Below are 15097 nucleotides of genomic sequence, written 5' to 3' on the forward strand. Positions count from 1 at the left end.
GTCCAAAACTATTTAATCCATAAAGTCTTTAAGACGTTTACTTCTACTTGGATGTCTTAACTTTCTTAATGCTTTAGCTTCAATTTGACGGATACGTTCTCTAGTTACGCCAAACACTTTACCAACTTCTTCAAGTGTTCTAGTTCTTCCATCATCAAGACCAAATCTTAAACGTAAGACATTTTCTTCTCGGTCTGTTAAAGTATCTAAAACATCTTCAAGCTGTTCTTTAAGTAACTCGTATGCAGCATGGTCTGAAGGACTTTGTGCTTCTTGGTCTTCAATGAAATCACCTAAATGACTATCATCTTCTTCACCAATAGGTGTTTCTAATGATACAGGTTCTTGAGCAATCTTAAGGATTTCTCTAACTTTTTCAGGTGGTAAATCCATTTCTTCACCAATTTCTTCAGGTGCAGGGTCACGTCCTAAATCTTGTAATAATTGACGTTGAACACGAATTAATTTGTTAATTGTTTCAACCATATGCACTGGTATACGAATAGTACGTGCTTGGTCAGCAATAGCACGAGTAATTGCTTGACGAATCCACCAAGTTGCATAAGTAGAGAATTTAAATCCTTTATTGAAGTCGAATTTTTCAACTGCTTTAATTAGACCCATATTACCTTCTTGAATTAAATCAAGGAATAACATACCTCTACCTACATATCTTTTAGCAATACTTACTACTAAACGTAAGTTTGCTTCAGCTAATCTAGATTTAGCTATTTCGTCACCTTGTTCAATTCTTTTAGCAAGCTCAATTTCCTCTTGTGCACTTAATAAGTTAACACGTCCGATTTCTTTTAAATACATACGTACTGGATCGTTAATCTTAACGCCTGGAGGTGCACTTAAATCATTAGGATTTAATTTAGCATCTGTATCTGAATTGTCTTTTTCATTTACTAATGTGATATCATTGTCATTTAATTGATCAAAGAAATCATCCATCATATCAGAATCCATTTCGAAATTCTGTAATTTTTCAGCAATTTCTTCGTGACTTAAATGACCTTCTTTTTTACCTTTTTCAATTAATTGTTTTTTAACATCTTCCATTGTTAAAGTCGGATCAATTGTTTGTTTTTTAATTTTAACTTTATCAGACATGAAACGGCCTCCCGGTATTAATATAAACTTTCAATTTATTCATTTTTATTATTAGTAATTTGATTATAATGATGGTAATGCTAATAAAATATAGACTAAATTTCATATTTTCGTTTAGTTAAAAGCAATGTATTTTCAATGTTGCGTTAAATAAGCCAGTAGATTAATCATCTTCTGAAAAATATTACTTTCTTATGAAATATCAGTCAAAATAACTCCCTTTAAAATACATATAATTATTCTGAATAGTCATTTTTAGATATTATTTGTTTACCCAATGTAAATACATGGTAACCATTCATAAATCTCTAAAATACAACGATATCATAAATTTTTGTAAGATTACATTCTACTTTTGTTTTTATTAACAATTAATTGAAGATAATATTTTTGTAGTTCTGTATCTCCTATACGAGTTGCTTCTCGCAATTTATGATTTAAAACTTCTAAAGATTCGCCATCTTTATTCTCGTTCATGATATTAATATAATCTTCTAATTCTTGTTCAAATGGTTCTTCATTTAAGTTATATGAATCAAGTGATATCAACGCTTCTCTTAAGTCATTATTTTCTATATATTGAATCATTGTACTTAATTGGTAAACATCATTATTAGAAAAATAATCATGCAAAGTATTAAATATACGCTTGAAATACTCATTTGTAAAGTCGTCAGAATTGACTTTTTGATAGTAATTTAAAAATGTATCTTTATCTTGCATAAAGTGTTTTAACAAGGAACGTTCTGCCTTTTCATGACGATTCAATTGATTGAATTGTATCGTTTGTTGCGGTGGCTCGTTATAAAAATAAGATTGATCTGGGTAAGAAGACTGAACATTTTGTGTTTGCTGTTGATGAGCCACTTCATAGTCCAAAGTCTCAAAACTAACTTTAAACAATTCTGAAACGTCTTGCAATACCTTTTTCTGAAGTATGGATGAACGCATTAAAGCTATATCCTGAGTTACTTCTTTTAAATATCTTTCATAAGCCAAATCATTATTTTGAATTTCATCTTTATGTGTTTGAACTTTAAACAAGACGAAAGATTTTTTATCTTTTTGAACAAATTCTAGAAATGCTTCATTTCCATACTTTCTAATATATTCATCTGGGTCCATATCAGAAGGCAATTGAACGACAAATACATTTAAACCTTGCTCTAAAAGCGCTTGTCCAGTTTTTAATGTTGCTTCTTTACCTGCAAAATCTCCATCAAACATTAAAGTAATATTGGATGTTAATTTTTTTATGAATGTGATATGTTCATTTGAAAGTTGAGTCCCCATACTTGCTACAACAGATTTTAAACCAGCATGGTCTGACTTAATAACATCCATAAAGCCTTCAAGTAATATAATTTCATCATTTTTTCTTATATTTTTTCTAGCTTTATCGAGATTATATAATAACTTTCTTTTCTGGAAAATAGGTGTTTCTGGACTGTTTAAATATTTAGGCTCTTGATTAGTATAGGTTCTTGCTGAATATCCAACAATTCTTCCTTGAGCATTTTTAAGAGGAAAAATAATTCTATCTCTAAATCGATCATAATAGCTAAAGTTTTCCTCATTTCGAGATAAAAGTCCCGCTTCATACGCTAATTCGATATCATAACCTTTTTTCTCTAAAAAATCATGACAAAAATGAGACGAATTAGGCGCATAACCAATGCCTCTTTCTTTAATTAGTTGTTCTGGAAAATCACGTTCTTTCAAATAATTAAGCGCCTGTTCACCTTCAACTGTTTTCATAAGTGCATAATGGTAATATTCTTGCATGAGTTCATGCATTTCTATCATTTGTAAATCATCAGTTGCGATTTGTGTGTTTGTATTTTGATATTGGCTATTACCCACATCAACTGATATATTGACACGTTCGCCTAACTCTTTTACAGCTTCTGTAAAGGAAATATCTTTTATTTCTTGTGTGAATTGAAAAACATTGCCACCCTTTTTACAACCGAAACAATGACAGATTTGTTTATCTTCTGACACAGTAAAAGAAGGGGTCTTTTCATCATGAAAAGGACACAAACCGATATAATTGCGTCCTCTTTTTTCAAGTTTTACATATTCACTTACTAAATCAAGTATATCTGTCTTATCTTTGATTTCATTAATGACCGATTGTTCTATACGCAAAATAAATCACCTATTAAATATTAGTCTTAATATTATACCTTTTTTATGCATTAAATGAAATTATTTTGTTTTATTATTTTCAATATAATAGATGATGTCATTAGCTGTCTCTTCAATTGCTTTATCTGTTACATCTATAACTGGACAACCAACTTTCTCCACTAGTTCTTCAAAATAATTTAATTCTTCTTTTATTCGTGCTTCAGTAGCATATCTTGCTGTGTCACCAAGACCAAGTTGTTTTAATCTTTCTTTTCGTATTCTATTTAATTTTTCTTCACTAATTTTTAAAGCAATACATTTTGATGAATCAATATTAAATAGTGCATCAGGAGGTGTAACTTCTGGCACAATTGGTATGTTCATGACTTTATAACTTTTATGAGCTAAATATTGTGATAGTGGTGTCTTTGATGTTCGAGAGATACCTAAAAGGACGATATCTGCTTTTGGTAAACCTTTAGGATCTTTCCCGTCATCATATTTAACAGCAAACTCAATTGCATCAATCTTTTTAAAATAGGCATCGTCTAATCTATGGACAATACCTGGTTCATAGTAAGGTGTTTCTTCAATTGAACCAGATAATAAATCCATTAAAGGTCCCATAATATCAACTGATTTTAAATTATGTTCTTTTACTTTAGCTACCATATATTTTTTGATTTCTGGTTTAACCAAAGTATATACGATGATAGCATCTGTATCTTCGGCTACTTGAACCACTTCATCTACGTTTTCAAATGATTCTATGTATGGGTAACGTAAAAATTCATGTTTACATTGCTTAGGATTAAATTGTGAAACACCTGCACGAGCAACTAACTCTGCAGTTTCTCCAATTGAATCTGAAGCAACAATTATGTTTATATTATCCATCTATTAACCACCTATTCTTTAAATAATGATACAAATAATTTTGTAATTGTCGTTTTAGATACTCTTCCAACGACTTCATATTTTTGATTATCTTTTAATCTTACAATGGGAATAGCATCTATTTCTTTATCTATCATTTGATTAGCAGCATAGATAATTAGTTCACTTTCTTCTAAATAAGTAAGATTAGGCATACGAGTCATATTAACGCTAATCGGCATTGTATGAATATCATTTCCAATCATTGAAGCTCTCAATAAATCTTTTCGTGAACAAACTCCAATAAAATCATTATCCTTATTTGTGATAAACAAAGTACCAGCATCTTCTAAAAATATAGTACAAATGGCATCGTAAACCGACATATCTTCTTTTACCACTACCGGTTGTGACATATAATCCTTTACAACATACTGGCGTAGTTGTTCATGGATGATTTTATTTTTAGATTTGCCTGAATAATAATAACCTACTCTAGGTCTTGCTTCTAAAAATCCTGACATCGTAAGAATAGCTAAATCTGGTCTTAATGTTGCGCGTGTTAAATTTAATTGATCGGCGATATGCTCACCTGTTATTGGTCCATGTTGCTTGACGATTTCAACTATTTGTTCTTGTCTTTGATTCAGTTCTATAGGTCTTCACCCCTCTTATATACATTATATATTATAACCGTTATTTTTATTTGCCACAAATACATATAAACGCTTGCTATTAAATATTTAATCAATTAGAATAATTATAAAGCGAGCTAAGGATGGTGTAAGCTTAGCATATAAATATTGGCATAAAATTAAATTTATTTTAAAGCGAGTGGCTACACTAATTTGGGTGGAACCGCGGGTTAAATGATATTTTAATGTATATGAATTATACTAAATAAAAATTAACTCGTCCCAAGATGATTAAGCATATTTAATTGTGTTTTATTGTCTTGGGGCGTTTTTATGTGTAAGGAGAGAATTATTAATGGCAAATGATATGGAACAAATCGTACAACTTGCAAAGCACAGAGGATTCGTATTCCCTGGTAGTGACATCTATGGTGGCTTATCTAATACTTGGGATTACGGTCCACTAGGTGTTGAATTAAAAAATAATGTTAAAAAAGCATGGTGGCAAAAATTCATTACACAATCACCATATAATGTTGGTTTAGATGCAGCTATTTTAATGAACCCTAAAACATGGGAAGCATCAGGACATTTAGGTAACTTTAATGACCCTATGATTGATAACAAAGATAGTAAAATTCGTTATCGTGCAGACAAACTAATTGAAGATTACATGCAACAAGAAAAAGGCGATGAATACTTTATTGCTGATGGCTTAAGCTTTGATGAAATGAAAAAAATCATTGATGATGAAGGTATTGTGTGTCCAGTAAGTGGTACTGCTAATTGGACTGATATCCGTCAATTCAATTTAATGTTTAAAACATTCCAAGGTGTAACTGAAGATTCAACTAACGAATTATTCTTACGCCCAGAAACAGCACAAGGTATTTTCGTAAATTATAAAAACGTTCAACGTTCTATGCGTAAAAAATTACCATTTGGTATTGGACAAATTGGTAAATCTTTCCGTAATGAAATTACTCCAGGTAACTTCATTTTCAGAACACGTGAATTTGAACAAATGGAACTTGAATTCTTCTGTAAACCTGGTGAAGAAATTGAATGGCAAAATTATTGGAAAACATTTGCTAGTCAATGGTTAAAAGATCTAAATATTAATGAAGACAATATAAAATTACGTGATCATGATGCTGATGAATTATCTCACTATTCAAATGCTACAACTGATATCGAATACAAATTCCCATTTGGTTGGGGAGAACTATGGGGTATCGCAAGTCGTACTGACTTTGACTTGAAAAAGCATAGTGAACATTCAGGTGAAGATTTCAAATATCATGATCCAGAAACAAATGAAAAATATATCCCATATTGTATTGAACCTTCTTTAGGTGCTGATCGTGTAACATTAGCATTCTTATGTGATGCTTACGCTCAAGAAGGAGTAGAAGGAAGTAAAGATGAACGTACAGTCTTAAAATTCCACCCTGCTTTAGCACCTTATAAAGCTGCAATCTTACCATTGAGTAAAAAATTATCAAGTGAAGCAATTAAAATCTTTGAACAATTAAGTCAAACATTCTCAATAGATTTTGATGAATCACAATCTATTGGTAAACGTTACCGTCGTCAAGATGAGATTGGTACACCATATTGTATTACATTTGACTTTGATTCATTAGAAGATAATCAAGTTACAGTACGTGACAGAGATTCTATGGAACAAGTTCGTATGCCTATTTCAGAACTAGAGACATTCTTAGCAGAAAAAATTAAATTTTAATTATGTTGAGATAATTTCTCATTGATTAATACTAAAGACCGCAATCACAAGAGCTTTGTGATTGCGGTCTTTTATCTAGATTTTAAACTAATTATTTATCTAAATCATTTAATTCTAATCTTTTCAATTGATTGATTAACTTTTGACTTTTAAAAAACATGCCTGCATATTCTCTATAAAGCATTATCATTAATTCTGACATTTCATCTAAAATGTCTTGATGTATTTTTAGTTCATTCATCTTATCAATTGGTAATTTTAATAATATATCTAATAGATACAATGTTCTATTTGATAATTGTAATGCATGAGGGTCTTGATATGCTTCACTTTTTGAAATGGCACCATCAAATTTAAAACTATACCCTATTAATTGAGATTGGTCTGTATTGCCGCTAACAGCACATATATTAAACGAGGCAGAAAAACCATATTTATTCATACATTTGAGTAAGACTATGATAGACATTAATTGTGCAGATTGTCCTGAAGAAATTTTATTTAAAACAAACTGTAATAAGTCAAAATTAAATTTTGATATTTCTTCTTCTTCCATTGAACGGTCAATTGTTTCAGCACACAATGTCGCAAAGCTACTTTCATACAAATCAAGTTGTAATTCATAATGTTGATCAATGACATCTACAGAATTAAGTGTCCCCATACCTCGCCACTTATTATAAATAAATAAGCCATACACAAACATTTGTGTATGTGCTTGTAAACCTGTTTTAACTTTTTTAGCTCTTCTAGCCATCAGCGGTACTTTAGCGCCATGTTCGTTTAAAATCGTAATGATTTTATCTGATTCGCCGTATTCTACAGATTTTAAAATAATCCCTTTTTGTTTCATTAACATACTAACTCACCATCTTTTGAGTTAATCTTGATCTTCTATATATCCAATTTGGCGAATAAAATTAACTTTATTTCTCCAATCTTTCTGAACCTTAACCCATAGTTCTAAATAAACTTTAGAACCTAAAAGCATTTCTATATCATGTCTTGCACGTTTACCTACTTCTTTAAGTTTTTTGCCACCTTTACCGATAACAATCCCTTTTTGAGAATCACGTTCTACATAGATAGTAGCTTCAATACGTACACGATCTTCATCTTCTTTAATCATACGGTCAACATTTACACCAATAGCATGCGGAATTTCTTCGCTTGTTAAATGTAAAATTTTCTCACGAATGATTTCACCTACTACAAATTGTTCTGGGTGATCGGAAATTTGATCATCAGGATAATATTTTGGTCCCTCTGGTAAATAAGATTTTAAAACATCAATAAAATGATCAACATTTAAACCTTCTAACGCAGAAATTGGAATAATTTCAGTAAAGTCCATATATTTTTGATACTTTTCAATTTGTGGCATTAGCGCATCTGGATGAACTAAATCAATTTTGTTTAATACTAAAAATACAGGTGTCTTTAAATCTTTTAGCATATTCATGATATATTCATCGCCACGACCGATATCTTCATTAACGTTGACCATAAACATAATTGCGTCTATTTCAGAAAGCGTATTTGTTGCCACTTTCATCATATAATCACCTAATTTATGTTTAGGTTTATGAATCCCAGGTGTATCAATAAAAATAATTTGAGCATCATCTCTAGTCATTACACCCTGAATTTTATTACGTGTAGTTTGAGCTTTGTCAGACATAATTGCAATTTTATGACCTATAACTCTATTTACAAATGTAGATTTACCTACATTAGGTCTTCCTATAATTGAAACAAATCCTGATTTATGTTCTGTCATTTATTTAAATCCTTTCCAGAAAATCCGTATGGTAATAATTCTTTAACTGATGATTCTATCATATCACCTTTGTGATTAGTCATATATACTGGCATATCATCGTCGCATAATTCTTTCAATACTTGACGACATTCCCCACAAGGTGAAGATGGTTGATCAGCGTCTACAGTGACAGTAATTGATTCAAAATCACCGGGCTGATAACCAGCAGATATCGCAGAAACTAAACTAGCTCTTTCAGCACAAATTGACATTGAATATGCTGCATTTTCAACATTCGTTCCGTAAAATGTACGTCCATCCTTAGCTTTTAAATAGGCGCCTACTTTAAAATGACTATATGGTGAATAAGATCTTTGTTGTGCTTCTCTGACTTCTTTAAAATAATGAGATTGATAGCTCATGTTGCCCTCCTATAATAAGTTAATAAAATATGGAATAAAAACAATTAAACCAATTAATAAAGCTAAAATTGACACAATCATTACACTAAATGCGGCAATGTCTTTTGCATATTTGGCATAATCATGATATTCAGATGTAACAAGGTCTACGACGTATTCTACTGCAGTATTAATCGCTTCAAAAGCTAGGACTAAACTTATTGCTAATAGAATAAATAACCACTCTAAGCGATTGATATGAAAAATGAAGCCAAAAACAATTGCAATAATACTAGCATAAATGTGAAGAGAAAATTTTTGGTCTTTAATTAATAGTGTTTTCAAGCCATTGAGTGCATAGCTAAATCTTTTCACGATTAATCTCTCGTCAATCCATAAGCATTTAATATAGCATCTTGACGACCAAACATTTCTTTTTCATCTTCTTCATTCATATGATCATATCCTAATAAGTGAAGAAAACCATGTAACGCTAAAAACCCTAATTCACGTTCAAAAGAGTGACCATAAGACTCTGCTTGTTCTTGTGCAACATCCGTACATATTATAATGTCTCCCAATACTCTTGGAATATCAAATTCGCTTGTATCAATTTCTGGCTCATCTTCTTCTAAAGCAAATGATATTACATCTGTCACTTTATCTTTATCTCTGTACATTTTATTAATTTCTTGAATTTCAGTTTTATCAACGAAGGTTATGGATAATTCAGCATTTTCATTAATTTGCTCTTCTTGTTTAGCGAAGTTCAATAAATTTTCTATTTGTTCATACCAATCATCATTCACTAATTCTGTGTGATCACTAAAATCTATTGTAAACATTTAGTCCTCTCCTTCGTATCTATCTATGATTTTACTTACAAGTGGATGTCTTACTACATCGTCTTGCTCTAGTTTCATGATACTAATTCCTTTAACGCCATGTAGTTTTTTTACTGCTTCTTTCAAACCACTATTAACACCTTTTGGTAAATCTATTTGTGTTTGGTCACCAGTTACTACCATTTTTGAACCAAAACCTAAGCGCGTTAAGAACATTTTCATTTGTGCATGTGTTGTATTCTGTGCTTCGTCTAATATTACGAATGCATCATCTAATGTTCGACCACGCATATATGCTAAAGGCGCGATTTCAATAATACCTCTTTCAATGAATCGAGCTGTTTGTTCTCTACCTAATACAGTATTCAATCCATCATAAAGTGGTCTTAAATATGGATCAACTTTTTCTTTTAAATCACCTGGTAAGAAACCTAGTGATTCACCTGCTTCAACAGCTGGACGTGTTAACACAATACGTTTAACATTCCCTTTACGCAATTGTTTAGCAGCATATACAACAGCTAAAAATGTTTTACCTGTACCAGCAGGTCCAATACCAAATACTAAGTCATTTCTATTCATAGCATTGACATACATACGTTGTCCCATTGTTTTAGCGCGGATAGTTTTGCCGAACGCATCTTTTGTTATTTCTTCTTCATATAAATCTAAAAGTTGTTGAATGGTTCCATTTTCTGCCATCTTAATAGCAGCTTCAACATCTTTAAGCGTAATATTATTTCCCAATTCAATCACTTTTAATAAATTGGTTAGAACTAATTCGGCTTTTTCTACATGCTCAATTTTTTCACCTTTAACAGCGATTTCTTGTCCACGAGCATGAATTACGACATCAAAACTATCTTCAATAGCTTTTAAATGTTCATCATTATTTCCAATTAAAGCTTGGGATTGATTAATGTCGTCGATTTGAATTATTCCAGGCATAAACGCGCTCCTTTTCAAATTACAGTTTTATAATTCAATACACCCATTTTAAGGGCTAACATACTTATATTATACCATTCTTGAACATATATTAATTAAGATTCGTTTCAATTTAAATAACAATTTACTATAAAACTAGCTTTTTCAATAACGAAGTGAGCTATCATAGACTTAACCTTTTAAAACAAGAAGTGGTAATACAACTAAATTTTACTAAATTCTAAATATCTACTCAAATTTTATTAATATAAGTAATAAAAAAGATACTTCTAAATAGTATATTTAAACGTAGTATTTAATGTCTAAAAAAGCCCGAGACATTTCTGTCCCGAGCTATTACAAATTAAAGTTGTTTAGGTTTATTTAAAATTTCATTCCAAATAATACCATTCACTATTTCATCATTATCAAATTGAAAAGCTGACTTACTCATATTACGTTCTACATTTTGTGAATTGAGTAATTGTTTTAATCTGACTCTTTTCGTACGTTCTGAAAGATATTTATCATTAATAATATCTTGCGCCTTTTTCTCAATTAAAGCGAGCTGTTTTTCTTTTTCCCTATCTATCTCACTTCTTACATTCTTTAAATCTTGATGTAAATTTGATTCAAGATCTTTACGTAAATTTTCAGCGCTTTCATCTCTAGATGTTGATTGTTTTACAGGTTCACGCACTTCTTTTTCATTATGATAAGGTGTTGGGTCTGGTTTAGGAATGGAATCATCATAGTCAGTAGGTCTACGATGTAATTCTTCAGATGTAGGTTTACTGTTCTCTATTTCTTGATTCAATGGAGGAAGATTATCGTCAAATGTTCTTTTCTTTTCACTTGATGTTTCTCCATTAATTTCATCACTAAGTTCTTTAAATGTCTTTTCAAATTCTTCGAAAAAACCACCTTTTTTTGGTTGTTGGTTTTCTTTAGGTGTGGACGGTGGTTTTTGATTTTGTCTTTCTTCATGACTCTTATCACGTATGGTACTAATTATTGTTGCTATGATCGATATGACAAAAATAATTATCCCAATATTCATTTAATCACCCCACAATTATTGTTCTGGTGATTCGTCATCATTTTGATCAGTACGTTTATTAATGGCATTTCTCATGCCTGTGTCAGCTTCAATATTTTTTAGATTATAATAATCTTTTACACCAATGTTTCCAGAACGTAAAGCCTCAGCCATTGCTAATGGAACTTCTGATTCTGCTTCTACAACTTTAGCACGCATTTCTTGAACTCTTGCTTTCATTTCTTGTTCTGATGCTACTGCCATTGCACGACGTTCTTCAGCTTTCGCTTGTGCAATATTTTTATCTGCAAGTGCTTGCTCAGTTTGTAGATCGGCACCGATGTTTTTACTAATATCTACATCGGCAATATCAATTGATAAAATTTCAAATGCAGTTCCTGAATCTAAACCTTTACTTAGCACTGTTTTTGAAATATTATCCGGATTTTCAAGAACCTCAGTGTGGTGTTGACTTGAACCAATAGTAGAAACAATACCTTCACCTACACGTGCTATAATTGTTTCTTCACCAGCACCACCGACTAAACGGGCAATATTCGCGCGTACAGTGATACGTGCTTTAGCTTTAACTTCAATACCATTCATAGCTACACCAGCGATAAAAGGTGTTTCAATTACTTTAGGATTTACAGACATTTGAACTGCTTCTAAAACATCTCTACCTGCTAAGTCAATCGCTGCACCACGTTCAAATGGTAAATCTATGTCTGCACGTTGAGCAGCAATGTTTGCATCAACGACTCTATCTACATTACCGCCTGCTAAATAATGAGATTCAAGTTGATTTGTTTTTAAATTTAAACCAGCTTTATGTGCTTTAATTAAAGGACCAATTACTTTTCTTGGTGATACTCTTCTTAAACGCATACCTACTAAAGTACCGATACCAACATGAACACCAGCTGCTAAAGCTGAAATCCATAGGCCTACCGGTACAAATGAAAATAGTATTAATAAAGCTACAACAATAATGACTGCAATTATTATAAATCCAATACTAATCATTTTAACTCTCCTTTATAACTATTCTATTTCTCTTACTACGACACGTGTGCCTTCAACTTCAAGTATCTTTACTTGTCTGTTTCTTAATATGAATGTGCCATCAGAAACTGCATCAATACGTTCATCATCTAACTTAATGATACCAGCAGGTCTAAGGTCCGTGACGGTTTGAGCCGTTTTACCGACTAAATGAGAGCGATCATCGTGAGAAGTGAACCCTGATTCAGCATTAGTTGAATCTTTCAAAATAACTTTATCTAAAAATGGAATATTTTTCTTAAATATTTTCACTAATACCACCCATTCAATTATTGATAATATTAGAGCTACAATCACATTACCTAACATAAGTAGCAGGTTATTGCCTAACATCACAATACTAATTGATATGAGTATTATGCCAATAATACCTATGACTGCACCAACAATAAATAATTCGATAATAACGAATAAAACGCCAATAGCAAAAAGTATTACAGATAATATGTTGACATCACCTTTAATAAGAAAACCTAGAAACAAAATTAATAACGATAATGATGCTAAGATACCAATCATATTTATTTTTTTAGAATATAATTGATATAAAAACCCTAGAAAAATAATACATGTTAGAACAAGTGATACCAACGGATGGACAATAACGTTAGTTATATCTTTAACCCAACTATTTTCAGTTGAAAATTGAGTTAACAGTAAAGTATGTATTACATTTGAATATGTCACTATTTCACCTCACTCTCACCATAATTATACATGAAAACGCAGACATATTATAGTGATTTAGTAATATATAAAAATATTTATTAAATTAAATTTAAACTCAATTTATAAAAGTTAGTTTTCTATAGATAACAAAAAACACCTCAGTTATTACAACTAAGGTGTTTCATATTTATAATTAACATTCTTGTTGAGGGAGTCAACAGTGTTATTAATTATTTGAATTTACGTTTACGTGCAGCTTCTGATTTCTTTTTACGTTTAACACTAGGTTTTTCGTAAAATTCACGTTTACGTACTTCTTGGATAGTACCACTTTTTGAAACTGAACGCTTAAATCGACGTAAAGCATCTTCAAGTGATTCATTTTTACGTACTACTGTTTTAGACATCTGTATTTCCCTCCCTCCAAATATCAACGGAACTTTATATTCAATCGCATAGTAAAACTATGCTTTTATTAGTATAATATATCTGTAATATCCGGTCAATTACTAATATTTATATTTTTAAAATAATTAAACAAGTACTTCTTGTTCAGATTTGTTTGTAGCATGATCAACAATACGAATAGCTTTACCTTTATTTATAGGATAATTGGCTTTTTGAATTTTAACTTTCACAATTTGACCTATTAAATCTTCATTGCCTTCAAATTCAACTTTCATGTAATTATCAGCATATCCAACTAAAGTGTTTGGTGTTTCTCCACTTTCCTCAGGAATGACTTCAAGTACTTCATCTTCAAATTTAGATGCATATTCTTTAGCTAATTGATTACTTAATTCAATTAATTTATGCACACGTTCATTTTTGATTTCTTCATCGATTTGGTCGTCCATTCTTGCAGCTGGAGTACCAATACGAGATGAATATGGGAAAACATGTAATTCTGAGAATTTATGCTTCACAATAAAGTCGTATGTTTCTTGGAATTCTTCTTCTGTTTCGCCAGGGAAACCAACTATAACGTCACTAGTAATAGCTACATCTGGTAAAGCTTGATGTAATTTAGTAATTCTTTCTGAGAAGTGTTCCATTGTATATTTACGTCTCATACGTTTTAACACTGTATCTGATCCAGATTGTAAAGGTACATGTAAATGTCTTACAATCTTATTTGAGCTTTCAAGAACACTGATTACTTCATCAGTTAATTGACTTGCTTCAATTGATGAAATACGAATACGCTCTAAACCATCAACTTGATCTAAATCTCTTAATAATTGAGCTAAATTATAATTTTTTAAATCTTGTCCATATCCGCCTGTGTGAATACCAGTTAATACGATTTCTTTATAACCAGAGTTAACTAAAGTAGTCGCTTGTTCCACTACTTTTTCAGGATCTCTAGATCTCATTAATCCACGAGCCCATGGAATAATACAGAATGTACAGAAATTATTACATCCCTCTTGAATTTTTAATGATGCTCTTGTTCTATCTGTAAAGTATGGCACATCTAACTCTTCATATTTACGATTTTTCATAATATTACCAACACCATTAATTGGTTGACGTTCTTTTTGGAATTCATCAATGTAATCAAGTAATTTATGACGGTCTTGTGTACCTACGACTACATCTACACCTGGAATTTCCATAATTTCAGCAGAAGATGTTTGTGCATAACAACCAGTTACACATACTACAGCATCAGGATTTTTTCTGATTGCTCTTCTTATAATTTGTCTACTTTTTTTATCTCCGGTATTCGTTACAGTACAAGTATTAATAACAAATACATCTGCATTTGTTTCAAAATCTACTCTTTCGTAATCTGCTTCTTTAAATAATTGCCAAATTGCTTCAGTTTCATAGTGGTTAACTTTACAACCTAAAGTGTGAAACGCAACTGTTGACATAT

16 protein-coding genes are annotated in these 15097 nt (G+C 31.1%); 1 reads left to right on the forward strand and 15 read right to left on the reverse strand.

Translation table 11 applies throughout. The annotated features are described in order from the left end of the window. Window positions 1-12 precede the first annotated feature (12 nt). The 4 genes from rpoD to GVY01_RS05255 form a co-directional block, all read right to left on the reverse strand. On the reverse strand, window positions 13-1116 hold the full coding sequence (rpoD, locus tag GVY01_RS05240; protein ID WP_029055739.1) for an RNA polymerase sigma factor RpoD: 1104 nt from the start codon (window positions 1114-1116) through the stop codon (window positions 13-15). Window positions 1117-1458: 342 nt separating this feature from the next. Further along, window positions 1459-3267 carry a DNA primase gene (gene dnaG / locus GVY01_RS05245; protein ID WP_017636270.1) on the reverse strand — a complete coding sequence of 603 codons (1809 nt, stop codon included), beginning with the start codon at window positions 3265-3267 and terminating at the stop codon, window positions 1459-1461. 60 nt (window positions 3268-3327) lie between these two features. Continuing rightward, on the reverse strand, window positions 3328-4146 hold the full coding sequence (locus GVY01_RS05250) for a pyruvate, water dikinase regulatory protein (protein WP_017636271.1): 819 nt from the start codon (window positions 4144-4146) through the stop codon (window positions 3328-3330). Between the two features lie 11 nt (window positions 4147-4157). Then, window positions 4158-4781, reverse strand: coding sequence for a helix-turn-helix transcriptional regulator (locus tag GVY01_RS05255; RefSeq protein ID WP_081581202.1), 624 nt, complete (start codon window positions 4779-4781; stop codon window positions 4158-4160). 334 nt (window positions 4782-5115) lie between these two features. On the opposite strand from GVY01_RS05255, the gene GVY01_RS05260 reads away from it, so the two are divergent. Next, complete coding sequence (locus GVY01_RS05260; protein WP_017636273.1) at window positions 5116-6507, forward strand: glycine--tRNA ligase; 1392 nt, start codon at window positions 5116-5118, stop codon at window positions 6505-6507. Window positions 6508-6598: 91 nt separating this feature from the next. Here GVY01_RS05260 and recO read toward each other — a convergent pair whose 3' ends face one another. The 11 genes from recO to mtaB all read right to left on the reverse strand — a co-directional run bounded on the left by recO (window position 6599) and on the right by mtaB (window position 15095). Next, the gene (gene recO / locus GVY01_RS05265; RefSeq protein ID WP_176745296.1) at window positions 6599-7360 is read right to left on the reverse strand and encodes a DNA repair protein RecO; all 762 of its coding nucleotides are present in this window, start codon (window positions 7358-7360) and stop codon (window positions 6599-6601) included. A gap of 27 nt (window positions 7361-7387) precedes the next feature. After that, entirely contained in the window at window positions 7388-8287 is a 900-nt protein-coding gene (era, locus tag GVY01_RS05270; protein ID WP_017636275.1) for a GTPase Era, read from the reverse strand. Continuing rightward, on the reverse strand, window positions 8284-8691 hold the full coding sequence (cdd, locus tag GVY01_RS05275; RefSeq protein ID WP_017636276.1) for a cytidine deaminase: 408 nt from the start codon (window positions 8689-8691) through the stop codon (window positions 8284-8286). The genes era and cdd overlap by 4 nt, the downstream gene beginning before the upstream one ends. A 9-nt stretch (window positions 8692-8700) precedes the next feature. Next, complete coding sequence (locus GVY01_RS05280; protein WP_017636277.1) at window positions 8701-9045, reverse strand: diacylglycerol kinase family protein; 345 nt, start codon at window positions 9043-9045, stop codon at window positions 8701-8703. Between the two features lie 2 nt (window positions 9046-9047). Further along, the gene (gene ybeY, locus GVY01_RS05285; RefSeq protein WP_017636278.1) at window positions 9048-9515 is read right to left on the reverse strand and encodes an rRNA maturation RNase YbeY; all 468 of its coding nucleotides are present in this window, start codon (window positions 9513-9515) and stop codon (window positions 9048-9050) included. After that, window positions 9516-10463: a PhoH family protein gene (locus tag GVY01_RS05290; RefSeq protein WP_017636279.1), complete on the reverse strand. Its 948-nt coding sequence runs from the start codon at window positions 10461-10463 to the stop codon at window positions 9516-9518. Window positions 10464-10806: 343 nt separating this feature from the next. Then, window positions 10807-11502 (reverse strand): hypothetical protein, encoded by a 696-nt coding sequence (locus GVY01_RS05295; RefSeq protein WP_017636280.1) that lies wholly within the window; start codon window positions 11500-11502, stop codon window positions 10807-10809. Between the two features lie 15 nt (window positions 11503-11517). Then, entirely contained in the window at window positions 11518-12507 is a 990-nt protein-coding gene (gene floA, locus GVY01_RS05300) for a flotillin-like protein FloA (RefSeq protein ID WP_017636281.1), read from the reverse strand. A gap of 18 nt (window positions 12508-12525) precedes the next feature. Continuing rightward, window positions 12526-13203 (reverse strand): NfeD family protein, encoded by a 678-nt coding sequence (locus GVY01_RS05305; RefSeq protein ID WP_249663683.1) that lies wholly within the window; start codon window positions 13201-13203, stop codon window positions 12526-12528. A 242-nt stretch (window positions 13204-13445) separates the two neighbouring features. Then, window positions 13446-13622, reverse strand: a complete 177-nt coding sequence (gene rpsU / locus GVY01_RS05310; RefSeq protein ID WP_000048060.1) for a 30S ribosomal protein S21 — start codon at window positions 13620-13622, stop codon at window positions 13446-13448. Window positions 13623-13748: 126 nt separating this feature from the next. Beyond that, a complete protein-coding gene (mtaB, locus tag GVY01_RS05315; protein WP_017636283.1) occupies window positions 13749-15095 on the reverse strand; it encodes a tRNA (N(6)-L-threonylcarbamoyladenosine(37)-C(2))-methylthiotransferase MtaB in 1347 nt (448 codons plus the stop codon). Window positions 15096-15097: the final 2 nt, after the last annotated feature.

Origin of the sequence: Staphylococcus sp. 8AQ (genome assembly GCF_902506595.1) — a bacterium.
Classification (GTDB): Bacteria; Bacillota; Bacilli; order Staphylococcales; family Staphylococcaceae; genus Staphylococcus; species Staphylococcus pasteuri.

Excerpts from the sequence above, each read along its gene's own strand:
- era (WP_017636275.1), bottom strand. The coding sequence starts at position 8,287 with ATGACAGAACATAAATCAGGATTTGTTTCAATTATAGGAAGACCTAAT.
- ybeY (WP_017636278.1), bottom strand. The coding sequence starts at position 9,515 with ATGTTTACAATAGATTTTAGTGATCACACAGAATTAGTGAATGATGAT.
- mtaB (WP_017636283.1), bottom strand. The coding sequence starts at position 15,095 with ATGTCAACAGTTGCGTTTCACACTTTAGGTTGTAAAGTTAACCACTAT.
- GVY01_RS05290 (WP_017636279.1), bottom strand. The coding sequence starts at position 10,463 with ATGCCTGGAATAATTCAAATCGACGACATTAATCAATCCCAAGCTTTA.
- cdd (WP_017636276.1), bottom strand. The coding sequence starts at position 8,691 with ATGAGCTATCAATCTCATTATTTTAAAGAAGTCAGAGAAGCACAACAA.
- floA (WP_017636281.1), bottom strand. The coding sequence starts at position 12,507 with ATGATTAGTATTGGATTTATAATAATTGCAGTCATTATTGTTGTAGCT.
- rpsU (WP_000048060.1), bottom strand. The coding sequence starts at position 13,622 with ATGTCTAAAACAGTAGTACGTAAAAATGAATCACTTGAAGATGCTTTA.
- GVY01_RS05295 (WP_017636280.1), bottom strand. The coding sequence starts at position 11,502 with ATGAATATTGGGATAATTATTTTTGTCATATCGATCATAGCAACAATA.
- rpoD (WP_029055739.1), bottom strand. The coding sequence starts at position 1,116 with ATGTCTGATAAAGTTAAAATTAAAAAACAAACAATTGATCCGACTTTA.
- GVY01_RS05250 (WP_017636271.1), bottom strand. The coding sequence starts at position 4,146 with ATGGATAATATAAACATAATTGTTGCTTCAGATTCAATTGGAGAAACT.
- recO (WP_176745296.1), bottom strand. The coding sequence starts at position 7,360 with ATGAAACAAAAAGGGATTATTTTAAAATCTGTAGAATACGGCGAATCA.
- GVY01_RS05260 (WP_017636273.1), top strand. The coding sequence starts at position 5,116 with ATGGCAAATGATATGGAACAAATCGTACAACTTGCAAAGCACAGAGGA.